The sequence below is a fragment of the Actinoplanes sp. NPDC024001 genome (genome assembly GCF_040638955.1).
In the GTDB taxonomy this organism is placed as follows: domain Bacteria; phylum Actinomycetota; class Actinomycetes; order Mycobacteriales; family Micromonosporaceae; genus Actinoplanes.
On record NZ_JBEZZB010000007.1, the window covers coordinates 56990 to 81835 of the forward strand.

The 24846-nt window shown below is 70.3% G+C and carries 20 protein-coding genes; 7 read left to right on the top strand and 13 right to left on the bottom strand.

All coding sequences use genetic code 11. The features are described 5' to 3' along the window. Window positions 1-3: 3 nt before the first annotated feature. On the bottom strand, window positions 4-1146 hold the full coding sequence (locus AB0F81_RS04880) for an FAD-dependent oxidoreductase (protein ID WP_360191026.1): 1143 nt from the start codon (window positions 1144-1146) through the stop codon (window positions 4-6). On the opposite strand from AB0F81_RS04880, the gene AB0F81_RS04885 reads away from it, so the two are divergent. After that, window positions 1060-1950, top strand: coding sequence for a HAMP domain-containing sensor histidine kinase (locus AB0F81_RS04885; protein ID WP_360191029.1), 891 nt, complete (start codon window positions 1060-1062; stop codon window positions 1948-1950). The genes AB0F81_RS04880 and AB0F81_RS04885 overlap by 87 nt on opposite strands. Before the next feature lie 181 nt (window positions 1951-2131). Then, window positions 2132-3130 (top strand): ATP-binding protein, encoded by a 999-nt coding sequence (locus AB0F81_RS04890; RefSeq protein ID WP_360191032.1) that lies wholly within the window; start codon window positions 2132-2134, stop codon window positions 3128-3130. A 63-nt stretch (window positions 3131-3193) separates the two neighbouring features. Here AB0F81_RS04890 and AB0F81_RS04895 read toward each other — a convergent pair whose 3' ends face one another. Next, window positions 3194-3436: a hypothetical protein gene (locus AB0F81_RS04895; protein ID WP_360191035.1), complete on the bottom strand. Its 243-nt coding sequence runs from the start codon at window positions 3434-3436 to the stop codon at window positions 3194-3196. Between the two features lie 292 nt (window positions 3437-3728). Here AB0F81_RS04895 and AB0F81_RS04900 point away from each other — a divergent pair, with 292 nt between their 5' ends. Beyond that, on the top strand, window positions 3729-4979 hold the full coding sequence (locus AB0F81_RS04900; RefSeq protein WP_360191038.1) for a SpoIIE family protein phosphatase: 1251 nt from the start codon (window positions 3729-3731) through the stop codon (window positions 4977-4979). A 127-nt stretch (window positions 4980-5106) separates the two neighbouring features. Here the strand turns inward: AB0F81_RS04900 and AB0F81_RS04905 are convergent, their stop codons facing one another. Both AB0F81_RS04905 and AB0F81_RS04910 read right to left on the bottom strand, forming a co-directional pair. Then, the gene (locus tag AB0F81_RS04905; protein ID WP_360191041.1) at window positions 5107-5661 is read right to left on the bottom strand and encodes a hypothetical protein; all 555 of its coding nucleotides are present in this window, start codon (window positions 5659-5661) and stop codon (window positions 5107-5109) included. A gap of 53 nt (window positions 5662-5714) precedes the next feature. Next, on the bottom strand, window positions 5715-6161 hold the full coding sequence (locus AB0F81_RS04910) for a hypothetical protein (protein ID WP_360191044.1): 447 nt from the start codon (window positions 6159-6161) through the stop codon (window positions 5715-5717). Between the two features lie 431 nt (window positions 6162-6592). Between AB0F81_RS04910 and AB0F81_RS04915 the strand changes: the two genes are divergently transcribed. Further along, complete coding sequence (locus tag AB0F81_RS04915) at window positions 6593-7333, top strand: DUF899 family protein (RefSeq protein ID WP_360191047.1); 741 nt, start codon at window positions 6593-6595, stop codon at window positions 7331-7333. Between the two features lie 23 nt (window positions 7334-7356). On the opposite strand, the gene AB0F81_RS04920 is transcribed toward AB0F81_RS04915, so the two are convergent. The 8 genes from AB0F81_RS04920 to AB0F81_RS04955 form a co-directional block, all read right to left on the bottom strand. Beyond that, window positions 7357-8859 carry a BTAD domain-containing putative transcriptional regulator gene (locus AB0F81_RS04920; protein WP_360191147.1) on the bottom strand — a complete coding sequence of 501 codons (1503 nt, stop codon included), beginning with the start codon at window positions 8857-8859 and terminating at the stop codon, window positions 7357-7359. Between the two features lie 158 nt (window positions 8860-9017). After that, on the bottom strand, window positions 9018-10292 hold the full coding sequence (locus AB0F81_RS04925) for a vanadium-dependent haloperoxidase (RefSeq protein ID WP_360191050.1): 1275 nt from the start codon (window positions 10290-10292) through the stop codon (window positions 9018-9020). Window positions 10293-10402: 110 nt separating this feature from the next. Then, window positions 10403-11689: a hypothetical protein gene (locus tag AB0F81_RS04930; RefSeq protein ID WP_360191052.1), complete on the bottom strand. Its 1287-nt coding sequence runs from the start codon at window positions 11687-11689 to the stop codon at window positions 10403-10405. Between the two features lie 19 nt (window positions 11690-11708). Then, window positions 11709-13322, bottom strand: coding sequence for a beta-N-acetylhexosaminidase (locus AB0F81_RS04935; RefSeq protein ID WP_360191055.1), 1614 nt, complete (start codon window positions 13320-13322; stop codon window positions 11709-11711). Continuing rightward, complete coding sequence (locus tag AB0F81_RS04940) at window positions 13323-14147, bottom strand: carbohydrate ABC transporter permease (RefSeq protein WP_360191058.1); 825 nt, start codon at window positions 14145-14147, stop codon at window positions 13323-13325. Beyond that, a complete protein-coding gene (locus AB0F81_RS04945; protein ID WP_360191060.1) occupies window positions 14144-15010 on the bottom strand; it encodes a sugar ABC transporter permease in 867 nt (288 codons plus the stop codon). Before AB0F81_RS04945 ends, AB0F81_RS04940 begins: the two co-directional genes overlap by 4 nt. 111 nt (window positions 15011-15121) lie before the next feature. Beyond that, the gene (locus tag AB0F81_RS04950) at window positions 15122-16450 is read right to left on the bottom strand and encodes an extracellular solute-binding protein (protein WP_360191063.1); all 1329 of its coding nucleotides are present in this window, start codon (window positions 16448-16450) and stop codon (window positions 15122-15124) included. Window positions 16451-16564: 114 nt separating this feature from the next. Further along, complete coding sequence (locus AB0F81_RS04955; RefSeq protein ID WP_360191066.1) at window positions 16565-17467, bottom strand: MurR/RpiR family transcriptional regulator; 903 nt, start codon at window positions 17465-17467, stop codon at window positions 16565-16567. A 245-nt stretch (window positions 17468-17712) separates the two neighbouring features. Between AB0F81_RS04955 and AB0F81_RS04960 the strand changes: the two genes are divergently transcribed. The 3 genes from AB0F81_RS04960 (at window position 17713) to AB0F81_RS04970 (ending at window position 23238) form a co-directional block, all read left to right on the top strand. Further along, entirely contained in the window at window positions 17713-18315 is a 603-nt protein-coding gene (locus AB0F81_RS04960; protein WP_360191069.1) for a hypothetical protein, read from the top strand. 254 nt (window positions 18316-18569) lie between these two features. Next, a complete protein-coding gene (locus AB0F81_RS04965; protein WP_360191072.1) occupies window positions 18570-19343 on the top strand; it encodes a hypothetical protein in 774 nt (257 codons plus the stop codon). 283 nt (window positions 19344-19626) lie between these two features. Continuing rightward, entirely contained in the window at window positions 19627-23238 is a 3612-nt protein-coding gene (locus tag AB0F81_RS04970; protein WP_360191075.1) for a DUF4132 domain-containing protein, read from the top strand. Window positions 23239-23294: 56 nt separating this feature from the next. Here the strand turns inward: AB0F81_RS04970 and AB0F81_RS04975 are convergent, their stop codons facing one another. Beyond that, window positions 23295-24635 (bottom strand): RICIN domain-containing protein, encoded by a 1341-nt coding sequence (locus AB0F81_RS04975; protein WP_360191078.1) that lies wholly within the window; start codon window positions 24633-24635, stop codon window positions 23295-23297. Between the last annotated feature and the right edge of the window lie 211 nt (window positions 24636-24846).

Here is a 24846-nt window from a genome sequence, read left to right on the forward strand (position 1 = left end):
GGATCAGCCTCCGTGCCGGGCCGCGTCGAGAGTCTCCAGCAGGCGGAGCCAGACCTCGCTGACGGTCGGGTAGCTCGGCACCGCGTGCCAGAGAACCGGGACAGGAATGCGGGCCACGACAGCCATCGTCGCCGAGTGGGTCAGCTCGGCGACGCCGGTGCCGGCGAAGGTCGCTCCCACCACCACGTCGGCCGATCTGTCCAGCACCAGCTTGGCGCGGCCCACGTAGTTGTCGCGCAACACGTACGTGCCGGCCAGCGCCGCCATGTCGTACTCGACCACCTGGACGTCGAGGTTTTGTTGCCGGGCCTCCGCCTCGGTCAGGCCCACCGCGCCGATCTCCGGGTCGGTGAAGATCACCTGCGGTACGAGGCCGTGGTCGGCGACGTCGGTGTACGGGGTGAACGGATCATCGCCGAGTGGCCGGCCGGCGGCTCGGGCGGCGATCACGTTCCCGGCGATCCGCGCCTGGTACTTGCCCATGTGCGTCAGCAGCGCGCGTCCGCACAGGTCGCCGACGGCGTAGAGCCAGTCACCGGCCACCCCGGTCACGGTCATGTGGTCGTCGACGGCCACCGGGCCGCCGGCGGGCAGGCCGACGGTCTCCAGACCGATGCCCTCGCTGTTGGCGCTTCGGCCGGTGGCCACGACGATCTCGTCCGCGGTGATCGTGTCGCCGTCGGACAGGGTCACCGTCACCTCTCCCCCGTGCACGTGACCCACCCCGGCCCGGTTGACGTCCGCCCGCCGTACCGAGGTCATCGACGTCGCGAGACGTACCCCGACCCCCGCTTCGCGGAAGCGGTCGGCGACGAGCTCGCCGGTGAAGGGCTCGTTCTTCTCCAGCAGCCGGTCGCCGCGGTGCACGACGGTGGTCTGCGCTCCCAGCCCGTTCAGCCACGTCGCTGCCTCGCACGCCACCACGCCGCCGCCGAGCACCACGACCCGGGCGGGCACGTCGTGCAGGTTCGTGACGTCGCGGGACACCCACGGCCGCGCTTCGCGCAGGCCCGGTACATCAGGGACGAAAGCCGTGCTCCCGGTGTCCAGGACGACGGCGTGCCGCGCGGTGATGCGCCGCTCGCGGCCCTGCGGGTCGACCACGACCACGGCCCGCTCGCCGTCCAGACGTCCGTGGCCGCGCACGACGTCGATCCCGGCGCCGACGGCGACGACATGCGCGCGGCCATCCTGACCAGCATCGCCGCCCACCTCGGCCAGTTCCTCGAACGCCGCCGCGCCGACCTGTCCACCACCGCTCTGGAGCACAGCCGCGACGAGTACATCACCCTTGTCGGCCACGAATTACGCACCCCGCTGACAGGTATCCAGGCCAACGCTGAGATCCTGCGCGACGAACCCGACATGCCGTCCGACGAACGACAGCAGATGCTCGAAGTCATCCACCGCCGCGTCGGGGACCTGCAACAACTTGTCGCCCGCCTGCTCGACGTCGCGGGCACCAGAGCCGGGCACGTGCGCCTGCAGATCCAGCGCATCGACTTGACCGAGGTGATCGGCGCCGCCGCCCGCGCCGCCCGCGGCGCCACGGCCGCCGGCATCACCGTTGACGCTCCCACTCCGGTCATCGTCTACGCCGACCCCGACCGGATCCGCGACGCCGTCGACGAACTGCTGCGCAATGCCGGCACCTGGGCGCCGGACGACAGCACCATCACCATCGCTGTCGGAGGTGACCGCCGCGTCGCCGCCGTCACGGTGTCCAACACCGGACCGGGTATCCCCGCCGACCAGCACGCCCGCGTCTTCGACCTGTTCTACCGCAGTGACACGCTGCGCCACGGCGGCGTACCCGGATCAGGGCTCGGCCTCACCCTCGCCCGAGCGATCATCGAGCAACACCAAGGCACCCTGACCCTGAGCGCACCCGACGCGGCCGCCACCAGCTTCACCATCCGCCTTCCCCGAGGCGTCGACAGTGGCCGATGAGCACCGCTCTTACCCCACATGTCCCACGATCGCGAGAAGCAGGCACGAGGGCCGGACCGCCCGAACTGGCATGACCTGATTCAGCGCGGGTATCCCGGTGTCTGTCCGGCTACCAGTACTCATCCGATTTGCTGATCATGACAACTAGCGTAGAGACCCGTCCACCTGCAATGGTCACGCGATGACTGCCGAGCGCCTCGATCACCAGCGGGCAGGCGGTTTCGTGCACAGCGCGTTGATCGCCGGGACCGATGACGAGATGCTCACCGCCCTGGCGCGGCTGCTGCGGCATGCGGCCACCGCCTACGACGAAGCGCTGCTGGTGGTGGGCGAACACACCCGCTCGCTGATCGCCGACCGGTGGAGTGGCCTGAACGGATGGCTGCGCTGGGCAGACCCGGCAGGGTTCTACCAGCGCCTCGGGTTCGCCTACGAGGGCTTCCGCCGCTATCTGGCCGAACAGGCAGACGCCGGACGACAAGTCCAGGTGATCGCCGAACCGCAACTGGCCGATCCGGCGGACACCGAGCTCGACCGGGTGTCGGCCTACTTGGCGTACGAGGCCGTCTGCAACGACGCCTACGCACCGTACGGATCCGCCGTCACCTGCCTCTGGGACAGCCGCCACCACCCGGCCAGCGTCATCGACGGTGTCCGCGCCACCCACTCACATCTGCTGACCGCCGCCGGGCGGCACCCCAGCCCGGCCTACGTGACGCCCGAAACCTACCTCGCCGCACGGCAGCAGCCGCTGACACCGCCGCCCGCTCGGGTCGACCACGACCGCGCCCTGGCCGAGGTCACCGAACTGCGCGACCTGCGGCAGGCGCTGACCGCCTGGGCCGCCGGACACGGCTTCGCCGAGGAACCCACCGACGACCTCGTGGTCGCCACGGTCGAAGTGGCCAGCAACGGACTGCGCCACGCCGGCACCCCGGTCCGCATCCGAGCCTGGCACCACGCCGGCACCCTCACCGTCCAATGCGACGACGCCGCCGGCAAACCGGTGCCACCCACCGCCGGATATCACCGGCCCCAGATCACCGATACCCTGCCCGGCGGCCGCGGACTCTGGCTCGCCCGCCAACTCGCCGACATCGTGCACGTGGACTCCGTGCCCGGCCGCACCTCGGTCCGGCTGCACTTCCCGCATGCGGTCATGCACCGCCGTCCGGCATAGCGCTCGGCAACACGCGGGTGCTCGCAGGCCCGGCGCTGCCAGGGCCTGCGAACACGCCGACGGTCAGCCGTTTCGAGGGCTGGTGTTGTCCGTACCTCCGAGGCGGACCAGGAACTCGTGGCATTTGCGGGCCCGCTCCGAGTCCTCTGCCATCACCTGCTCGAAGAAGGACGCGATCTCGTCCTGGCCGGCGTTCTTGGCGTCGCGGACGTACTGCCCGTAGTCATGTCCGGCTTTGAGCGAGTGGTACTGCACCGAGATGAGATCGAAGGTCACGTCGTCGAAGCCGGTTTCTCCCGTAGCCACGCGGGTCTCCTTCCGCTCATGGTCGCGCAAGCGCGCGCCTCGAACACAGTCATACCCACGCTGTCGCCCCGCACTCAGGAACTCGTCGCAGCGGCTTCTCGGCCGGCGTCGCCGCCTTCACAAGGCGTACACGCTGATTTCTGGCTTGCATGATCTCCGCCGACGGGTGAGCCAATGGCACCCCTCGGCAGCGGCTATCCCGCATGCGCCGCCGGTCGGGCATACTGACGTCGACCGGTTCCTGGTCAACGGCGTACACCGATCGGCAGACGGCGAAGAAGAGGTAAACACAGTGACCGTTGACGGACGCAGTGCCGTCACGTCGCTGCCGGGCAACACCGGCGTGTCTCACGGCACGTCCGAGGCTGACGCATCGGTCGCCGGCATCGTCATCCTGCTGATCGAGGACGACCTCGGCGACGCCGTCCTGGTCCAGGAGTATCTCGCCGACAGCGACCTCGACGCCCGCCTGCACCACGTCAGCACCCTCAAGCAGGCCAAGAACAGCAACTACGACCCGGATTGCGTCCTGCTGGACCTGCACCTGCCGGACGGTCAAGGACTACCGGCGCTGCGCCAAGTGCTGCGGCGGTGGCCGCACGCTGCCGTGCTGGTGCTGACCGGCCTCAACGACGCCGCGACCGGCTCGGCAGCGGTCGCGGCCGGCGCCCAGGACTACCTCGTCAAGGATCAGGTCGACGCCGCGGTGCTGGCCCGCACCATCCGCTACGCGGTGCAGCGCAGACGCGTCCAAGTTGCCGAACGCCGGCTGCGCGACGGTCAACTGCAGGCGGAGGAGAACACTCGCCTGCAGCGCGGCCTGCTTCCCCGACCGTTGCTGAGCGACACGACGGTGAGCGTGGTCAGCCGATACCTGCCCGGCCAGCAACGCTCGCTGCTCGGCGGCGACTTCTACGACGTCGTGCAAACCGCGGACGGGATAGTGCACGCCCTCATCGGCGACGTCTGCGGTAACGGACCCGACGAAGCCGCACTGGGAGTCGGTCTACGGTTCGGCTGGCGCACCCTGACTCTGGCCGGACTGCGCAAGGCCGACCGGATGCGGCTGCTCGAACAGGTCCTGGTCGCCGAGCGGCCGCACGACGGCATGTTCGCCACCGTCTGCACCGTCGGCATCACCGCCGGCCAGGCCGAGGTGATCGTGCTCAGCGCCGGCCATCCCGCACCGTTGATCATCACCGGTGACGGCGCCCATCCGGCCCCGACCGCGTACGGCCCGGGGTTGGGGATGGCGCCTGGACGAGCACGCTGGCGCGAATCGCGCATCACCGTGCCCGCCGGTGCGGGACTGCTGCTGTACACCGACGGCGTCATCGACAGCTTCTGCGACGACGGCACCCGCCTCGGCGAAGAACGCTTCGTCGAACTCGCCAGCCGCCTGGCCACCATCACGGACCCGGATGAGTACGTCGACGCGCTGCTGGCCAACATTCAGCACGCCGACGTGGGCCGCCACAACGACGACACCGCCGTTCTCTACCTGCGCCGGTCCGCCGATCCACCGCCCCTCAACGGACGCTGACGGCCGACGCCTGCCGGCGGGGCGTCGAGCGAGAACCCGAGAACCTCTCCAAGCTTGGCCGACAGCACGTACAGGCCGCGCAGCCAGCTTTCGAGCACCTTCTGCTCGGCTGCCTGCGACGACAACCTCACGATTCCGGTACAGCCCCAGCCTTGGCACGCACATCCGGCCCTCTCGGGCGCCCGCCACCGATGCGGCCCCACGGCTTGAAGACACCGAGCGTGGTGGCGAGGACCAACACCGACAACGACACTGCGGGCGGGAAGAACAGTCTGGACACGCGCCCGGCGTCCGGACTTGCGGTGAGCAGATCCGTGCCGTAACCGGCCACGTCCTCCATCCCGGGCTGCAGGGCGAGCACGATCAGCGCGCACAGCAGCAGGTTGAGGACGAGCTTGACCGCGACCCACCAGTAACGAACCAGGCCCCAGACAGAGCCGAGCCCGAGCACCAGCCCGGTGGCCAAACACAACAGCCCGGCGGTGAGCATCGGCCACACCACGAAGGTCGCCAGCGCCCGGTAGGCGAGGCTGCGCACCGCGACGTCGTCGCTGAACCATCCGGTGACCACCAGGACGGCCACGATCACGTCGATGCCGATCCAGGCGCCCGCCGCGGCGAGGTGCAACACCAGCGTGGTCCGGCGCCAGAAGCGGCTCAGTCGCGGCCGGTGGGCACGCACTGCCCCCGATACTGACTCGCCCGTGGCCATGGGCGCAGGTCGCCGGCGCACGGCTACGAGGCGGCCCGGCGGGCACGGCTGGCGCGCCCGCCGTGCGCCGCTGCCGCGATCACCGCAGCGGCGAGGCCTGCGCCGACGCCGATCACCACGGCGATCCCACTGGTGAAGCCGCGCAGAGCGAGCCCGCGCCATGCCGGGCTGAACTGGTTGGCGAAGTCGACGGCGCTCTCGGGTGGCTGGTGCCCGAGGGAGGGCCCCACACCCCACAGCACCTGGTGGACCACCACGAGCGAGAGCCCGTACAGGACACCGACGACCAAGAAGTCCGCGAACGGCCGGCGGCTCCTGCGAACGATCGCCACCAGAACCCAGACCGCGAAGGGCGTCAGCGCGAGGACGTAGTAGAGCAACGAGCTCTCCGGGGCCACGATGTCCAGGTCCGCCAGGACGGTCCGGGGCAGGCCGAGGCCGACCAGCACGAGCATCAGCCAGACCGGCATGTCGGTCAGGGGAACCCGGCGGTCCAGGGCACGCGGCTTGCGATCCGGTGCAGCCCTCTGCTTCCCCGTCGCCGTCAAACCGTTGGTCATAGCATCGTGATCAGGGTTCATCATGCATGTCCTTCGACTCCGAGAGCTGGTGCGCACTCCCATGCGATCAGGGGGCGGCTTCGGATCGGCTTCACCGGCGGTCCCCTCCCGGCGCTCGGCCGATCCCTGCCTCGGCCCGCAGCGCGGCTACTGTCGCGGTGGTAGCCACGATCCCGGAGGACGCGCGTCCTCGAATCGGCACACAAGCGGCTTTTTCCCTACGTCAGCCGACGTAGTCGCCGCGGCGCACGGTGAAGCCGATCCGAAGTTCCGTACTGATGGAATCGAAGCCGGTGCGGGGCGCGCCGGCGGCAGACCCGCGACAATGCCTGGAGGCGATCATGAGCGACCGAACACCCCGACCGGCCCTCCCTGCTGTGGTGGACCGGAAGACCTGGCAGCAGGCACGGGAAGCACTGTTCGCACGGGAGAAGGCGCACACCCGCGAAGGGGACGCGATCGCGGCGGCGCGGCGGCGGCTGCCGATGGTGGAGGTCGACGCGACCATCGAGCTCATCGGCCCGAACGGGCCGGTCACGATCCTCGACGTCTTCGAAGGCCGCAGGCAGCTCGTGGCGTACTTCCACGCCTGGTGGCCCGGCCGGCCCGCCGCGGAGCAGTGCGAGGGCTGCACGTTCTTCAACAGCCAGGTCCGCGAGCTGTCCTACCTCCACTCCCGCGACGTCACGTACGCCGTGCTCTGCAAGGGCCCGTACGAGGAGAGCGTCCGTTACCGGGACTTCCTGGGTCTGGACATGCCGTGGTACTCCGCCGAGAAGACGGCGGCGCGCCTGCTGGAGGGTCGTGACTGGCAGCGCCACCACCTCGTCTGCTACGTCCAGGACGGCGAACGGGTGTTCGAGACGTACTACACCGGCGGTCGCGGCGTCGAGATCATGGCTCCCACCCACGGGCTGCTGGACATGACCCTCTACGGACGCCAGGAGGAATGGGAGGACTCCCCCGACGGCTGGCCCCAGACCTGGGGCAACGCCCGCAACCCCGAGGTCTGGCGTACGAACGGACGCCCCATCGCCCAGTGGTCCCGCATCGAAGCCGGCCGTTCCGACAGGCTGACCTGAGCCGGCCCGGCGTACCCGGACGATCAGACCTGGCCGGCGAGCGCCGCCAGCGGCAGAGCCGGGTGCCGCACTGCCCGGGCCGCTACGGCGTTCAGCGCCGGAGGCCGCCGCCCGCAATGCTCCACGATCTCCCGCACCGCCTCGGGCTCGGCGGCGACCCGCTCCGGGCCGAGCCGCACCGTCAGCAGCCACACCGCCTCCTGCGCGGTGAGGACGTCGAGCTCGAGCGGCTGCGCCCCGTCGTACGCGACCAGTCCGGCGAGCTCGTCGCGACTGGTGACGACGACCATGCAGCCGCCGGCGCCGGGCAGCAGCGGGCGGATCTGATGCGAGTCGCGGGCGTCGTCGAGGACCAGGAGGATCCGCTTGCCCGCCACCAGCGTCCGGTAGAGCCCGGCTCGCGCGTCGAGGTCCGCGGGAAGGTGGTGCGGCGCGATCCCGAGCGGGTTCAGACAGTGCCGGATCGCGTCGGCGGGGAGCAGCGGCGGACCCGCCGCGGCGGAGCCCCGCAGGTTCACATACAGCTGCCCGTCCGGGAAGCGGCCGGTCACCCGATGAGCCCAGTGCACGGCCAGGGCCGTCTTACCGGTGCCGGCCGCACCGGTGATGGTCACGGCGACCGGCGCCGCGTCCCCTGCAGTGGGCAGGCACGCGTCCAGGCGGGCCAGAGCGCCGCCGCGGCCGACGAAGTGGTTGACGGTGGCCGGCAGCTGCCGCGGCGCCGGCGGGCCCGGCACCTGAATCTCAGCCGGCGCGTCGGAGGCCGCCTCACCGTCGAGGATCCGGCGATGCAGCTCGCGCAGGGGCCGGCCGGGCTCGATGCCCAGCTCCTCGGCGAGCAGGCGGTACAACCGCTGATAGGTTCCCAGCGCGTCGGCACGCCGGCCCGCGTACGCCAGCGCGGTCATCAGATAGCCCCAGTACTGCTCCCGGAGCGGGTAGCGGGCAGTCAGGTCCTCGATCTCGGCTATCAGGCCGCCGGTCCGCCGTGCGGTCAGGTCGAGTTCGATCCGCCGTTCCAGCGCGGCCAGCCGCAGCGCCGACAGATGTGGCGCCTCCACACTTTCGAGCCACGCGGACCGCACACCGTCGAACGGCTCGCCCCGCCACAGGGCGAGCGCCTCCACGAGCGTCATCCGCTCGACCTTCGTGTCCGCGGCACGTGCCGCGGCGTCGAGCAGCCGGCCGAACCGGACGGCGTCGACCAGTTCCGGTCGCGTCGCGAGAACGTATCCGCCGGGTACCGTCCGGATCAGTTCCGCCTTGAGCAGCTGCCGTAACCGGGTCACGTAGAGCTGGAGCGCGCGGCGGGCGTCTTTCGGCTGGTCGTCGCCCCACACGACGGTCGCCAGCCGGTCGTACAGCACCGGTCCACCGGCCGAGAGGGCCAGCACCGCCAGGAAGGTGCGGAGCCTCGGTGACCGGACCGGCACGGCGTGCCCGTCGAGCGAGACCACCAGCGGACCGAGGACCCCGACGATCAGCCGGGAGCCGGAGCCCTCGGTGGCCACCTCCTCCGCGAACATGTCCACGTTGAGTGATGCTGGCGGCCCGGCTCCGCCCGCGTCGAGGCGGTTACGGCGGGATGTCCGGAAACCTGGGCAGCGTGTCCACAGAGCCCCCGGCTACCGATCCCCCGGCGAGTTTGCGTGAAGCTGAGGTCCGGCAGGACGACCGCGGCCGGTCAAGGGCGCCCGAACTGGCGGGCCAGGACCTCGCGGGCGACCCTCGTGCCGAGCCGGTCGCCGTGGTCGACGGCGGTGCGGTAATGCACCCCGGCCCAGATCCTGGCCAGATTCAGCTCGGCCGTCGCGGCGGCAAGGCTGCGGTAGTGCCGCACGGTGCCGGAGTCTGCGCTGTAGGCGCTGAACGCGACGTCGTCACGGCCGAAGAACGTCCGCAGCGCGGTCATCGTCGACGACGTGAAGCAGGCATGCCCCGACGGGTACTCGGTGGATGGTGCCGTGACCCGCAGCGGCGTCCAGCCGGGCTCGGCCTTGGTGGCCGGGTTGCCGTCCGTGCCGGCCAGCGGGATCGCGGTCACCGGGCGCCAGAAGCTCCAGTGCTTCTTCTCCCGGTAGCAGGCGATCAGCGCGTCGACAGCGGCCAGTTCGGCCATCGCGAACATCCTGGCGGCCTGCAGCATGTCGAGCCGCTGGGTGGTGGCGACGTCGCGCAGGATCGCCCACTCCACCAGCCGCGGGTCGTCCCACCAGATCGCCGCCTCGGTCTGGTCCGGCGTGCGTACCGTGCTGGTGGCTGATCCGACGGCCTTCACCTCGTTGAGGTCCCGCGCCCAGACGGCGCCGGTCAGCGCCGGCGGGCCCGGCGTGCGGAACCGGCCGGGGTCCGGCACGACGAACGGTTTGAGGGTGGCGAACCAGGCTCCGACCTGCAGGAATCCGGGTGGCGTCGGCCGCCACTGACCCGGCTCGGTGCCCACCCGCCACGTCGCGTCGGAGAACGCGCCGTCGTTCACCCGGGAGGCGATCATGGCCGCCGCCGCGGCCGCGCCGACGGCGATGCCGCCGCTCTTGGAGCGGCCGTCGGGAATCGCGGCAAGCGCCTCGTCGTACTGCGCACGCAGGGCGCCGGCCTGGGCCGGGAAGAGCGACAGGAGTACGCCGTGAGCGGCCGCGGCGACGGCAGCGGGCGCCGAGTCACCGGGCCGGGTGGGCGGCGCCACCAGATACGGCCGGTACGGCGCGCCGGCGACCGCGTTCACCGCGTCATACACGGCGCCCTGCACCATCGCGAAGCTGCGCGCCGTCGTGGTCGGCGACTGCCGCGCGACCTCATAGATGGCCGTCTGGGCATGCGAGTTCCACGCGACCACCGCGTTCACCGCGGCCGCCGGCCCGGCACGCACCGCACCGGGCGCGAGCACCACCGGCGAGAACAGCACGAGCGCCGCCGTCACCACCGCGACGCGCGGTCTGCTCCATAAGATCTTCATCATCGACGTTCCTCCCGTGCTCTCTTGGCTCCAGATCACGGGCATCGTGTCAACCGCCGGCTTCAGATCCGCTTCACCGGACCTGCCCTTCTGAGGCGGGCCGCCTCCTTGCCTCAGGTCCCCGGCGGGATGTCAGTTCGGGCCCGTGCCTGGGTCGAGTGCCCCAACCGGAACGGGTTGCTGCCCAGGGCTGCCAGCAGGAACCACGCTGTGGCGCCGGTGTGCAGGCTGGCGTAGTAGAGATCGCCGAAGCCGGTGTCCAGGCCGTCGCTGGAGGCCGCCGGGATTCCCCGGCCGTCGCCGTTCGCGGTGGTGGCCTGGGCCCGCGCGATGTTCCAGAGCAGCTTCCTGCCGAGCAGCTGATCGCCCTTGCTGTCGCGGGCGGCGAGCGCGAGCGCCGTGTGCGCGTTGCCCTCCAGCCACACCTTGCTCGTGTCGGTATTGCTGTAGCTGACGCCGGCCACGCCGGCGTCGTAGGCCGCGAGGTTGTCGACGACCCAGGTCACGGCCGGCTCGTAGCGGCGGTCCAGGGTGGCCAGATATGCCCAGGTCTGCACGTCCTCCGGGATCGGGTAGCGGTTGGTCGTCACCCCGTCCGGATCGGTGCCGGTCCACACGTGACCGCAGGCGCGGTCCCGCATGGCTGCGACGAACGCGTACGCCGCCTGCGCGCGGGACCGCCAGACCTGCCGCCCGGTCAGCTGGGCGAGCATCGTGAAGAAGGCGCCGACGTCGATGTTGTGCTCGGTCGCTTTGAAGGTGTTCGGCTCGTCCTGGGCGTTGCGCCCGCCGGTGTAGCCGTGCGGTGCGCGGACGCCGTCCCACGTCTTGTCCTGGATCCACTCGGCGGCACGCTGGGCCCCGTCGAGGAAGCGGCGCTGCCGGGTCCGGGCGAACAGGTGCGCGAAGGCCATGCCCACCCAGGCCTGGTTGCCGGTGTACGCCGCCGGCGAGCCGATGTCGAGGGTGCCGTTGAGGACCGTGAACGAGTCCGGCTGGTAGGAGGCCCGGGTGCGCCCGTCGCCGATCGGGTCGTGCTGCTGGGCGTAGAGCAGGGTGTCGCCCAGGACGGTGGCGCGCCGCACGTCGCCCCGGGTGCCGCGGGCCAGCCAGGCCAGGATGACGAGTGCGTCGTCGTACGCGAAAGAGGAGATGAACGTCCAGGTCGGCGTCTCGAAGAACCCGCCGGTGTAGCTGCGCGGAACGCGCAGTGCGCTGCCGGAGCCGTACTCGTCGAACTTGGTGTCGAGGAACGTGTAGGCCTTGCGGATCGCCTCGCGGCCGGCGCCCGCCGTCCAGCCCGGGGCGGCCGTGGCCGCGGCGGGAGCGGACACGAAGGCACCGGTGAGCAGGGCGGTGAGCAGGCTCCGGCGGCCGAGGTCGAGGGATGGTTCCGGCATGGGTGATCCCTTCCGAAAGTCAGGAGGAGCGGATGTTCGCGACCAGCCGCGCGATGTGCTCGGCGCGCTGCTCGCGGGTGGCGGGCCGCCCGGGTACGCCGGGGCGCCGCTGCCACGGCCGGGGCCCGTCGGCGTGCCGGTACTCCACCCCCAGCGCGTCCAGGCGCCGCAGGTGTGCCGGGAGCCGGCGTGCGAAGTCGCCGAAGTCGCGTTCGGCCGGGCTCCACAGCGCCTCGGCGAGCGCGCACAGCCGGGGGAAGGCCAGGTAGTCGACCGTGCGGGGCGAGTCGGCGTGCTCGGTCCAGATGTTGGCCTGGCCGCCCAGGATGTGGCGTGCCTCGCCGGGGGTGAGCTGTGGCGGTACCGGGTCGAAGGCGTAGACGTCCTCGACGCTGAGCGGGATCGCGACCGGGATCGGCTCGTCCGGCGACTCCGACTGGCGGTAGTCCAGGTAGACCTGGTCGTCCGGGCAGGCCACCACGTCGTGACCGCGCCGGGCGGCGGCGATCGCGCCGGTCATGCCCCGCCAGGAGGCGATCGTCGCGCCCGGCGCCAGGTCCCCTTCGAGGATCTCGTCCCAGCCGAACAGCCGGCGCCCGGCGGCGGTCAGGTGGTCGTCGAGGCGGCGCAGGAACCAGGCCTGCAGCCCGGCTTCGTCGCTGATGCCGAGCTCGGCCATCCGCTGCTGGGTACGCGGGTCGGCGCGCCACTGGTCCTTGGGGCACTCGTCGCCGCCGACGCCGATCCAGCGCGACGGGAACAGCTGCATCACCTCGTCCAGCACACCGGTGAAGAAGTCGACCGTGGACTCCTCGACGTTGAGCACGTTCGGGTTGATGCCCCAGCGGGTGAAGACCTCCAGCTGCCGACCCGTCACCCCGAGCTGCGGGTAGGCGGCCAGGGCGGCCTGCACGTGGCCGGGTGACTCGATCTCGGGCACGACCGTGATGAAGCGCTGGGCGGCGTACGCGACGATCTCGCGTACGTCGTCCTGGGTGTAGAAACCGCCGTGCGGGCGCCCGTCGGAGGGGGCGTCCTGCACCGCGCCGACCTGGCTCTCGTGCCGCCAGGCGCCGACCTCGGTCAGCCGGGGATAGCGCAGCACCTCCAGCCGCCAGCCTTGATCGTCGGTCAGGTGCCAGTGCAGCGTGTTGAGCCGGTGCATCGCCATCAGGTCGAGGAAGCGCAGCACGTCGTGCTTGGGCATGAAGTGGCGGGCGACGTCGAGCATCACGCCGCGCCAGCCGAAGCGCGGCGCGTCGTAGACGCGGACCGCCGGCAGCGCCCACCGCACGCCGGGCACCGGAGCTCGGCGGTACACCTGCGGCGGCAGCAGCTGCACCAGCGCCTGGCAGCCGTAGAAGACGCCGGCCGGATCACCGCCCCGGACGGTGGCGCTCTCGGCGCGCACGTCGAGTTCGAAGGCCTCGGCACCGAGTTCGTCGGCGAGCTGCAGGCTGACGGTGCCGTGCCCGGCCTGCCGCAACGGCAGGCCGGTCGCGGGACGCAACGCCCCCTGGAGCCAGGCGAGGACGTCGCTCAGCTCGTCCGGGGCCGCCAGCGTGGTACCGGAGTCCAGGACCAGTTCGCCGGTGCCGGGGGTCCAGGTGAGCGGGCGCGGAATCATGAACATTTAGCCCTTCACGGCGCCGGCGGACATGCCGGCGACCAGGTTGCGCTGGATGGCGAGGAAGAAAATGATCACTGGGATGGCGAAGATGACCGAGGCGGCCATCTGGCTGCCGTAATCGGTGCCGGTGTGCGGGTTGGTGAACGAGGCCAGCCACACCGGCAGCGTGTAGCGGCTCTCGTCCTGCATGAACGTGTAGGCGATCAGGTAGTCGTTCCAGGCGGCGATGAACGAGAAGATGCCGGTGGCGATGACACCCGGCGCGACCAGCGGGAACAGGACGCTGATCAGGGTCCGCCAGCTGCTCGCGCCGTCGATGTGCGCGGCCTCCTCGATCTCGGCCGGGATCATGAGGAAGAAACCGCGCATCACCCAGATCGAGAACGGCAGCACGGTCGCCACGTAGGCGAGCACCAGCGCCGCGAAGGTGCCCAGCATGTCCAGGCTGTTGAACATCACGAACATCGGGATCAACAGCGCCGTGGCGGGCAGCATCTGCACCGCCAGGATCACCACCATGAGCACCCGGCGGCCGCGGAACCGGAACCGGAACAGTGCGGCGGCGGCGAAGATGCCGAGCACGATCGAGATGATGACGGTCGCGGCGACCACGATGACGCTATTGCCCAGGTTGGTGAGGAACTGCTTCTGTGACAGCGCCGTGGTGAAGTTGCCCAGGGTGGGGTGCCGCGGCCAGAACAGCGGCGTACTGGTGAAGATCTCCGAGCGGGGTTTGAACGCGGTGTTCACCATCCAGTAGACCGGGAAGGCCCAGACCAGGCAGAACGCCGCCGCCAGCGTTTTCGCTTTCCAGCCGCCGCGCGTCACAGGTCTTCTCCCGACTTGAGCAGGTTGCGGATGTAGACCGCGGTCAGGCCGAGCAGGATCAGCGTGGTGACGACCGAGACCGCCGCACCGTGGCCGATGTGGAACCCGACGAAGGCGGTCTTGTAGGTGAAGACGCCGAGTGTGGAGGTGGCGTCGCCGGGCCCGCCGCGGGAGATCAGCCAGATCTGGTTGAAGACGTTGTAGTCCCAGATCACCGACAGGATCGTGACCAGCAGCAGGGTCGGCCGGAGGTGGTTGAGCGTGACGATGCGGTAGATCGCGTACTCGCTCGCCCCGTCGAGGCGGGCCGCTTCCAGGTATTCGGTCGGCACCTGGGTCTCGGCGGCGTTCAGGGTCAGCGCGATGAACGGGACGGCCTGCCACACGATGAGCAGCCAGATCGCGAGGTAGGCGAGCGTGGGATCCTGCGCCCAGTTCAGGCTGGTGGTGTCACCGAAGACACCCAGCCGGGCGAGGGCCCAGTTGGCGATGCCGTACCCGGGCTGGAAGAGCCAGTTCCACACCAGCGACGAGGCGACGTTCGGCATGGCCCAGGCGACGATCAGCACCACCGTGACGGTGTAGCGCCACCCCCGCCCGAGGCGGGTGAGCAGGTGGGAGACGCCCATGCCGATCAGCACGCTGCCGGCCACCATGGCCGCCGTGAAGATCACGGTACGCAGCAGCGAGACCCAGAAGGCGTTGTCGGCGAGCAGTTCGGTGTACTGCTGCAGGCCGACGTTGGCGTATTCGCCGGTGAACAGCGTGCGCTGGTTGTAGTCGGTGAACGAGGTGGCGACGAGGAACCCGATCGGTGCCAGCGTCACGACGGCGAGCACCAGGCAGGCGGGGCTGAGCAGCACCAGTGGAGTCCGGTCCCGCCGGCGGCGGCGGGACCTGTGCGCGGGAGCGGGAGGAGGGCCCGGCGGTGCGTCGAGCGCACCGCCGAGCACTGTGCTGGTTCGCACGAGGGGTCACCGGCCGCCGTTGAGGGTGGTGTTGAGGTGCTCGTCGAAGCCCTTGGCGGCGTCAGCCGGCGACTTGGCGCCGGAGGCGACGTCGGCGAAGACCTGGTTGATGCTCTTGTCACCCTCGATGGCCGACCACTGCGCCGCGGCGGGGGTCGCCTTGGAGACCAGCGCGGCGGTGAAGAAGGCCTTCTTCTGCTCGTCGAGGCTGGCCTGCGCGGCCTCGATGCCCTGGGTGCTGTTGGGGATCCAGCCGTCGACGCCGAAGACGTTCTTGTCCTGCACGGTCGGGCTGGCCGCGATCTTGACCCATTGCAGGGCCAGGTCGTGGGCGTCGCTCTTGGCGGCGATGCCCCAGTCCGAGCCGCCGAGCATCACCGGCTGGTTCTTGCCGGACAGGCCGGGGAACGGGAAGGTGCCCAGATCAGCGTCGGTGATCTTCGGGTTGGCCTTCTTGATCAGGCCGATCGCGCCGCCGGTCGCCATGATCGCCGAGGTCTTGCCCTGGGCGAACAGCTGGGTCTGGTCCGGGTTGATGGTGTCGATCGTCTGCGACGCCTTGCTGGAGTACGTGTTCTGGAAGGTCTTGAAGTCGTTGAGGCCCTTCTGGCTCTCCGGCGAGGAGAAGGTTCCCTTCCAGGTGCCGCCCTCGTTCTTGGCGATGTCGCCGCCGGCGTCCCACATGAACTGGAAGCCCACGAACCAGTACTGCCCGGGCAGGTAGTAGGCGGAGAAGTCGGGCGCCGGGTTCTTCGCCTTGACCTTGTCGAGGGCGGCGGTGAGCTCCTCGTACGTCTTCGGGGCCGCGGTGACCCCGGCGGCCGCCCAGGTCTTCTTGTTGTAGATGACCGCGCGGGCGCCGGCGAAGCCGGGCACGGCGTAGAGCTTGCCGTCCACGGTGGCGGGCTCCTCCAGGCCGGCCAGCCACGTGCGGCCCTGTTGCAGGTCAGCCTTGTACGAGGTCAGGTCCAGCAGCGCGCCGTTGGCGGCGAAGGCGGGAACCTGGGTGTTGCCCAGGTCCAGCACGTCCGGGGTGCTCGAGGTGGACAGCGCCGTGCTGACCTTGGTGGTGATGCCCTCCCACTGCTGGATCTGCACGTCCACCGTGGCGCCGGTGGCCTGGGTGAACTGGTCGTTGATCGCCTTCATGGTGGCTTCGGTGTAGTCGCCGTCCATGACCCAGACGGTGAGGGTCTTGCCGTCGCCCTTGACGGCCGGGACGCCGGCCGGGGCGCTGTCACCGGAGGTGGAGGAACCGGAACTGCCGCAGGCGCCGACAGTGAGGATCGCGGCGACGCCCACGGCGAGTGCCGCGGTAAGACGATGGTTGCGCATATGAACTCCCCAAAAGAAGCGAAAAAGTGCTAAAAATCGGGTTGTGCGGGCGCACGGCAGCGCCCCACCGGGCGCCATGCCCGGCAGTCGAGGGCTATTCAGTTAGCGGGTGCTCTACTTGCGTCCGCGCTTGCGGGTCGGGATCTTCTCGGGCAGCCGGTGGGCGTCGACGGCGCGCACGGTGAGTTCGAGCGCCTCCGCCGTACGCTCGTAGGTCTGCTGTGCCACCGCGACGTAGATCAGGTCGAGGACGAGCAGTTGCGAGTGCAGGGCCGCCAGCGCGGCCAGCCGGAACGTCGTCTCCTGCACCGCGGTGGTGAACACGACGTCGGCCACCTCCGCCAGCGGGGAGCGGCTGTGACTGGTGACGGCCACGGTCAGCGCACCGTGGTCGGCCGCCTCGGCGAGGGTCTCGATGACCTCCCGGGTCCGTCCGGAGTGCGACAGGCCGATCGCGACGTCCCCGGGCAGCAGCAGGGCGGCGTTGGTGAGGGCGGTGTGCGAGTCGGTGCGGTGCCAGACCGGCACCCGGATGCGCTCGAGGCGGAACGCCATCTCGCGGGCCGAGGTGCCGCTGCTGCCCAGGCCGAAGATCTCGACCCGGTTGGCTCCCGCGATGGCGGCCGCGACCCGTTCGACGGCGGCGGGGTCGAGGCCGGCGGCGGTGTCCTGGATGGCCCGCGTGTCGGCGGCCGTGACCACGCTGAGCACGTGCGCCAGGGGGTCGTCCGGGGCGATGTCGCTGCTGATGTCGGTGTCCCAGCGGGCCTGCGCGGCCCGCCCGGTCTCGGTCGCGATGGCGACGCGCAGGTTGGCATAACCCCGGAACCCGAGCGTACGGCTGAACCGGGTCACGGTCGCCGTCGAGGTCCCCGATCGATCGGCCAGGTCCACGATGCTCGCGTGGGCCGCGGTCTCCGGATCGTCCAGGATCGTGGCTGCGATCTTCGCCAGAGCCTCCGGCATGCCGGGGCCTTCGATCCGGAGCTTGCCGAGCAGCCCGCCGCTGTCACCCATGCGGTCATCCTTTTCATCTATTTCCGTTGTCGGTGAAAATTACTATCGGCGCTGACCTCAGGTCAACGGGTCATCTCCAACTTTCGATCCACCCGGCGCCCGCGCCACGGCGCCTCACTCCCCCGAAAGGGGACACCCTCCACCAAAACTATGGAGATCGGGGGCGGTTCTGCGTACCAGCACTGAGGTGCCATCACACGGCGAGGCCGAGCATCGGTGGTACGACAACCGAAAGGGAGAAGATCATGTACGCCCGACTGCAGACCACCGCCACCCGTCCCCAGACCGACAACCCGGACAAGCACATCCGCCGGCTGATCGAGGTCGTCTCCGCGCATCCCGGGTACGCCGGACTCGTCCTGCTGGAAGGCGAGGATCAGGCCGGCGCCCTGCTGACCCTCTGGCACACCCGCGAGGACGCCGAACTGGCCTCCGAGCGTTCCCGTGCCGCGACCGGGCCGCGCATGATGGAGCTGCTCGTGGACGATGTCTACGAGGTCGTCGAGGACATACCGGGCCGGGCCGCCGCCGAGCCACCCGCGGTCGCCCTCACCGGCTTCTTCGACGGACCGCTCAGCCCGGCCCGCGCCGAGCTGGCCCGCCGCCGCGGGCAGGAACGGATCAAGCCGGCGCTCGCACAGGTGCCCGGCCTGACGCGAACCCTGGTGCTCTGGCACGGCAGCGCCAGCAAGTACACCGTCGTCCATCTCGCCACGTCACCCGCCGGACTGCAGCAGGTCACCGCTACCGTCATGTCCGTGCCACTGGCGGAGGGCGACGATCCCGCGCTGCTGACCGGCCCCGACCGGGTCGAGACCCATCAGGTCGTGGCCTACGAGCCGGCCTAGCCGCAGCCGTCGCGCGAGTGTCCGACCGTTCACCAGCGCCGGCGTCGGACACCACGCGGCGCCCGGATCGCGGCAAAACGGTCGCGGCCGCGACCGCTGCCGTCTGTCCTCCGGCTCCCCGATGCGAATGCCGGCGTGGGCCGCCGACGCGCCCCAAGCTGACCGAATGGCGACGGCCGATCATGGGAGAGTCGAGTCGGGCGAGCAACCGTGGCGCGGTCGATACCTTCCCCGATATCGGGTAATACACGACCGTGGATGCTCTCATCTTCGGAGTCATCGCCTCCAGCGCCCTGGTCCTCGGGGCGTTGGTCGGCGCCCGAATCCAGCTACCGAAGACAGTGCTCGCGGCGATGCTCGCGTTCGCCGCCGGCGCGCTGATCACCGCCCTGTCGTTCGAGCTTTTCGAAGACGCCTACGAGCACGGCGGCATCTGGCGTGCCGCCCTCGGCCTGATCATCGGTGCGTGTGTGTTCACCGCGCTCAGCGCCTGGCTGGACCGTGTCGCCCAGGTCGGCCCCGAACAGCAGCACGGCAGCGAGAAGCTCGACGTCGACGCAGCCGCTGAACAGAAGCGGCCATCGGCCGCGTCAACGTCCGGCGCCGCCGGGCTGGCCCTGCTCGGCGCCGTCACCCTCGACGGCGTCCCGGAGAACGTGGCGCTCGGAGTGTCGCTCGGCGGCGACACCGGCGGCCTCGCCCTGCTTGCGGCGATCTTCGTATCGAACTTCCCCGAGGCACTGGTCGGCAGCGCGTCCATGCGCGCACAGGGCCGCTCCCAGCGCTTCATCTTCGGCACCTGGCTCGCCTGCGCGACCCTGCTCACCTTTGCCGTCATCGTGGGCGCCGGCCCGCTCGCGAACACCTCACCCGAAACGATCTCCCTGCCGCTGGCCTTCGCCGCCGGCGCCGTCCTCGCCTCCCTGGCCGACACACTGATGCCCGAGGCGTACGAGAAAGGCGGCCCGCTGGTGGCGATCAGCACCACCGCCGGATTCGTGCTGTCCTTCGTGCTCGCCACCGTGTGAAAGCCGTCCGGCATAGGCGTTCAGGGATGCGCCGCCGAGCCGCTCCGATCCCGATCTGATTCGTTCGACCTGACTCTCGGTCATTACCGCACGGCCGGCGGTGCGTCCCGGCCCGCCTGGATCGCGCCGAGCTGGTAGCCGGGCACCGCACTCCCTCATCGGCTACGCGGCCTCAAGTTCGGTCAGGCCGAACGGAAGAACGGCGATCCGCCTGTTCTTTGTCGTACCCCGTGGCTAGCGTGTCGCCCGCTGCCAATTGATCACAATCGAGGAGTCGTTCGGGATGCGCTGTTTCGAGCACCGGGGTGCGGGGTCGGCGAAGTTCTGGTGGGTGTCGCGGGACGGCGCCGTGGTGACCGTTCGGTTCGGACGTGTCGGTGCCGCGGGACAGACGCGGGTGAAGGAGTTGGCCGACGAGGCGGCGGCGGTCGCGTACGTGGAGGGGTTGGTCTCCGAGAAGTTGAAGAAGGGGTATGTGGAGGTGGCCGCCGAGGCGCCACCCGCGGGTGCGGCTGTGTCCCGCCCGGCTGTGCCGGACGGCAACGCGGCGGAGGGGCCGGTCGTGTTGCGGGACGAGGATGCGCTGGTGCTGCCCGCCGAGTGGATGCGCAAGGTTCAGCGGCGGCGGAGTGGTCGCCTGGGTGGTTCGTTACCGCGGCTTGCGGGTGCGGTGGCGAAGGCTGAGGCGGTCATGCACGCCAAGAGCACGGAGCGGGCCGAGGTGCTGGCGGCGCCGAGGAGCGTTCGTGAGCTGGTGGCCGCGGCTCAGGACTTCCTGGACGGCAGCCGGGTGACGCCGCTGGGCGCGGCGGCCGCGGTGGTGGCGTCGACGCATGCGTGTGAGCATCGGGAATTCGGGCAGTTGGCGGCACTCGCCGACGGGTGGATCGCGGCCCACGGGTTGACGTTCGCGACACGGGCCGTCGCGGAGGCCGCCGGTCTGGACGTCCGGCGCAAGGGCTACGGCTTCCCCGACGAGCAGGAGAACCTGCGCCGTGTGACGCCGGCGGACCGGGGTGGCCGCTGGAGTTACGATCCGTGGCTACCGCTGGCGGAGCGGGTGCGGGCCCGGCTCGCCGTCGCCGACGACGACGAGTACGAGCAGGCCCGGCAGGTGCTCGGCGAGTATCGCTCGGCGGTGCAGCGCACGATCACCACATACCTGATGCCCACCGAGTCGCAGTGGGTCGACGAGGACTGCGGTGCCGATCTGCGTCGCATCGCGTTGGTCGGGTTCGCGGTCTCGACCCCTGAACAGTGGGATCAGCTGGCCAGAAGGATCGAGTCGTTCGATCTGAGCCTGCGGGGCGGCCTGCTGGCCACGCTCCTCGATGGGGTCGGGGCGGCGGTGACGCCGCGCCTGATCGAGTTGCTGAACAAACCGAACGACTACACCGCCAGCCGGCGGGCGGTGATCAGTGGTCTGGCGTTGATCCCGACCGACGAGGCGTTCGGCGCGTTGTTGCAGCAGGCGGACGACAAACTGGTGGAGGCCGGGCTCAGCGAGGCCATGCAGCGATTCCCGGTGCGGGCGCTGCGCCTGCTGGGGTTGGCGGCCGGCGACCCGGCCGGGAACCGGGGACCGGCGGCCGCGTTGTTGCGCCGGCACACGACGGTGAACCCGGAGGTAGCGGATACGGCGTTGCCGGCGTTGCCGGAGGTGGCCCGACAGCAGGTGGAGCCGATCCTCGCGTCGTTGTCGACGGTGCCGCAGGCGCCGGCGGGGTTGTTGCACCCATTGTTGGTGACGCCGCCGTGGACGCGCGCGCGCACGGTGGCCGAGCCGGTGGTGGTGAACGGGCTGACCGCGCCGGACGTGCCGCGGTTGTCCTGGGCGCCCGGGGAACGCGAAGCGCTGGTGCCGGAGTTCGAGGAGCCCGGGCCCGAGGACGCCGCCGGCCTCGAGCGCTGGGAGCAGGCGGCGGCGAAGCTGCGTGAGGGCCGGATGAGCCGCCCCGCCGACGAGGAGAAGTTCTTCGTCGAAGCACCCCGGTCGCTGGCGCTGGAACTGTTGCCCGACTGGCGTCCGACCAGCTTCTGGTCGCCGGGATGGACGCTGCCCCGCCTGCTCGCCCGGTTCGGTGTGGACGCGTTGCCGGTCGTGGTCCAGCGCAACCGTCAGCGCGGTTCGCTGGACGTCTACGGCCCGCTGTTGCTGCCCGCCGAGGGGGCCGGGGTCGGCGCCCTGATGGCCGATTGGCTGGACCGGTTGAAGTCGGTGCGGTGGATCGCGGTGAGCTGGCTCCGGCGGCACCCGGAGGCGGCCGCGCGTGATCTCATCCCGGCGGCGCTCGGTCCGGTCGCCGCGGAGCGCCGCGCGGCGGAGCAGGCCCTGCGGGTGCTGGTAGCGGCCGGTCACACCGGCTCGGTGCGGGCGGCCGCCGCCGATTACGGCGCTGCCGCGGCGTCCGCGGTGGAGCTGTTGTTGTCGGTGGATCCGGCGGAGGCGGTGCCGGCCCGGCTACCCGACCTGCCTGACTGGATCGAGGACGCCGGTTCGCTGACGCCGGTGCTGTTGCGCGATCGCCGTCGTGCGTTGCCGTCCGGGGCGGTGCGGCATCTGTGCACGATGCTGGCGTTGTCGCGCCTGGGTCTGCCGTACCCGGGTCTGGCCGCGGTGCGGGAGACGCTGGACCCGGTGGCGTTGGCGGAGTTCGGCTGGTCGCTGTTCAAGGCCTGGGAGTCGGCCGGGTTCCCGCCGAAGCAGAGTTGGGTGCTGGAGGCGTTGGCGGTGATCGGCGACGACGACACCGTGCGCCGGCTCAGCCCGGTCGTCCGTGCGTGGCCGGGTGCGGGCGGTCACGCGCGTGCCATGACCGGGCTCGACGTGCTCTACGCGATCGGCTCCGAGACGGCGCTCATCCACCTTCACGCCATCTCGCGGAAGGTGAAGTTCGAAGCGCTGAAGTACGGCGCGGACAGCCGCGTCCGCGCGGTCGCCGCGGAGCTGGGATTGACCGCCGACCAGCTGGCCGATCGGCTCGTCCCCGACTTCGGGATGGACGATCGCAACACTCTCACCCTGGACTACGGTCCGCGTCGTTTCGTGATCAGTTTCGACGAGCAGCTCAAGCCGTTCGTGATGGATGAGGACGGCACGGCGCGTAAGGCGCTGCCCCGACCGGGTGCCAACGACGACGAGGCGCTCGCGACGGCCGCGTACAAGAGATTCTCCGCCTTGAAGAAGGACCTGCGTTCCGTGGCGGCGGATCAGATCCACCGGTTGGAGGAGGCGATGGTGATCCGGCGGCGGTGGACCGGTGCCGAGTTCCGGCGACTGCTGGTCGGGCATCCGTTGATGGGGCATCTGGCACGGCGTCTGGTGTGGGTGGCCTACACCACGGGCGAGGCGGTGGGCACGGCGTTCCGGGTCGCCGAGGACGGCAGCATGGCCGATGTCGACGACAAGACGTTCGCCGTGGCCGACGACGACGTAGTCGGTGTCGCCCATCCGGTGGATCTGCAGGCCGATCTGTCCGCGTGGACGGCGCTGCTCACCGACTATGAGATTCTTCAGCCGTTCCCGCAGCTGCATCGGCCGGTGTGGCGGCTGACCGCCGAACAGGCCGCGCAGCGCAGGTTGCCCGAGTTCGTCGACGTCGACGTCCCGGTCGACCGGTTACTGAAGCTGGAACGCCGCGGGTGGTGGAGGCGCAGCGCGCCGATGGACGCCGGGATTCAGACCACCATGGAGTGCCACCTGCCGGGTCCTGGAGGGCTGGACTTCCCGCTCGACCCGGGGATCTCGATCAACGACGTCTACGACCAGCCCACGCAGACCTTCCGCGACGCGCGGCTCACCGGGGCGGCGAGCTTCGCGGACCTGGATCCAGTGATCGTCTCGGAGCTTCTGTGCGACCTGCACTACCTGGTCAACGGCGGCTCTCTGCGATGAGCGACCGGGATCAGCCCGGCCCCGGCTGCGGGGCCGGGCTGATCAGCACGGACGCGTCAGATGCGGCGCCACTTCTGGTTGGCGCCACCCACGCAGGTCCACAGGTGCAGGGGTGCGCCGTTGTTCGGGTTCCAGGCCGCGATGTCCACGCACTTGCTGGACATCGGGTTCACCAGGTCGCCGGCCGCGTTGAGGACGAACTGCTGAGCCGCGTGGCCGTTGCAGGTGGCCAGTTGGATGGGTGTGCCGTCGGCGGTGGCGGCCCCGGCGACATCCATGCAGGTGTTGTTCTGCGAGCGCAGCGTGCCACCGGTGAACTCGAACCTCTGGTTGACCGTGTCGGCGCAGTCCCAGACCTGCAGGCGCTGGCCCGGGTTGAAGTTGCCGTTGGACACGTCGATGCACTTGTTGTTCCAGTTGCTGGCGATCCGGGAGCCGGTGGGCTGCGGGTTGCCCGTCGAGCCGGGCGTGCAGTTGTTGTCACCGGTGACGTTGTCGGTGTGCGTGGTGCCACTCGCCCGGAAAGCGTTCGCCTGAGCGGTCGCCTGAGCCGGCGTGAGCACCTGCTTCTTGGCGTGGAACACGTAGTCGATGTGCTCGTGCCAGACACTGGTGCCGCCGGAGTGGCCGGTCAGGTCGATGAACCACTGGTTGAAGTCGATCGACATGTTCTGCCGGGGGTAGTACTTGCCGCCGTGTGTGCCGACGAGCCGGCCGTCGATGTAGTACTTGATCTCGCCGTTCGCCACCGTGGCCATGACGTCGCGCCACCCGGCGATGCTGGCGTTCTGCTTGCTGTACTGGCGGTCCTGCACCCACGGGTCGGCCTGGTAGGTGTACCAGGTGGTCTGGAAGTTCGTCGGGCCGCTCTCGCCCCACCCGCCGTTGGGCAGGTACTCGGAGAAGTCGAGCTCGCTGTAGATCGGGTCGAACGCGTACCGCAGCGGGCTGATCGTGTAGAAGGTCTGGTTCACGATGTCGCCGTCGGGGCCTGCGGCGGGAGTGTCGGAGAACTTGATCCGGGCCAGGTAGGTGCCCTCGAAGAACCGCCGCTCGGACAGCGAGAACTCGGCGTGGCTGGTGCCGCCCGCGGTGCCGTTGGTGGAGGCCTGCAGACGGGCCACCTTCTGACCGTCCACGGTGGGGAACGAGACGTTGGCCGCGGACCAGCTCGCTCCCGGCACACCAGGACCACCCTGATTGGTACGCACGTGCCAGCCGCGCTGGCCGAGCGCCGGGTCGGAGCTGGAGGCGTAGTTGAAGTCGTCGAAGACGACGCCGCAGGCCACCGCGGCGCTCGCCGGGTGGGCGGTGGTGAACCCGACGGCTGTCAGGGCTGCGGTCACGGTGACAGCCGCGGCTGTCACCAGGATGCGGCGGAGGGGGGATCTGGTCACGAGATAGCTCCTTGACGGGGGATGAGCTGAGCCGTACGGGCGCCGCAGCGATCACGCACCGCCACGCCGTCGACTTCCGTCAATGAGAAGGCAAAAACTTTTACGATGTCAACGAATGCAAGCTAAGAAGAATTTTCATTCGATGGGACGGGCCCACGCGCGTCGGCGGCGGTTCCGCCGCCGCCGACGTGTAGGTGGTCGACGCCTCCTG

What these genes read in the sequence shown, in the direction of transcription:
- AB0F81_RS04890 (WP_360191032.1), top strand. Translation starts at nt 2,132, where the DNA reads ATGACTGCCGAGCGCCTCGATCACCAGCGGGCAGGCGGTTTCGTGCAC.
- AB0F81_RS04935 (WP_360191055.1), bottom strand. Translation starts at nt 13,322, where the DNA reads ATGTTCATGATTCCGCGCCCGCTCACCTGGACCCCCGGCACCGGCGAA.
- AB0F81_RS04915 (WP_360191047.1), top strand. Translation starts at nt 6,593, where the DNA reads ATGAGCGACCGAACACCCCGACCGGCCCTCCCTGCTGTGGTGGACCGG.
- AB0F81_RS04910 (WP_360191044.1), bottom strand. Translation starts at nt 6,161, where the DNA reads ATGCCGGTCTGGCTGATGCTCGTGCTGGTCGGCCTCGGCCTGCCCCGG.
- AB0F81_RS04950 (WP_360191063.1), bottom strand. Translation starts at nt 16,450, where the DNA reads ATGCGCAACCATCGTCTTACCGCGGCACTCGCCGTGGGCGTCGCCGCG.
- AB0F81_RS04970 (WP_360191075.1), top strand. Translation starts at nt 19,627, where the DNA reads ATGCGCTGTTTCGAGCACCGGGGTGCGGGGTCGGCGAAGTTCTGGTGG.
- AB0F81_RS04960 (WP_360191069.1), top strand. Translation starts at nt 17,713, where the DNA reads ATGTACGCCCGACTGCAGACCACCGCCACCCGTCCCCAGACCGACAAC.
- AB0F81_RS04930 (WP_360191052.1), bottom strand. Translation starts at nt 11,689, where the DNA reads ATGCCGGAACCATCCCTCGACCTCGGCCGCCGGAGCCTGCTCACCGCC.
- AB0F81_RS04925 (WP_360191050.1), bottom strand. Translation starts at nt 10,292, where the DNA reads ATGATGAAGATCTTATGGAGCAGACCGCGCGTCGCGGTGGTGACGGCG.
- AB0F81_RS04920 (WP_360191147.1), bottom strand. Translation starts at nt 8,859, where the DNA reads ATGTTCGCGGAGGAGGTGGCCACCGAGGGCTCCGGCTCCCGGCTGATC.
- AB0F81_RS04955 (WP_360191066.1), bottom strand. Translation starts at nt 17,467, where the DNA reads ATGGGTGACAGCGGCGGGCTGCTCGGCAAGCTCCGGATCGAAGGCCCC.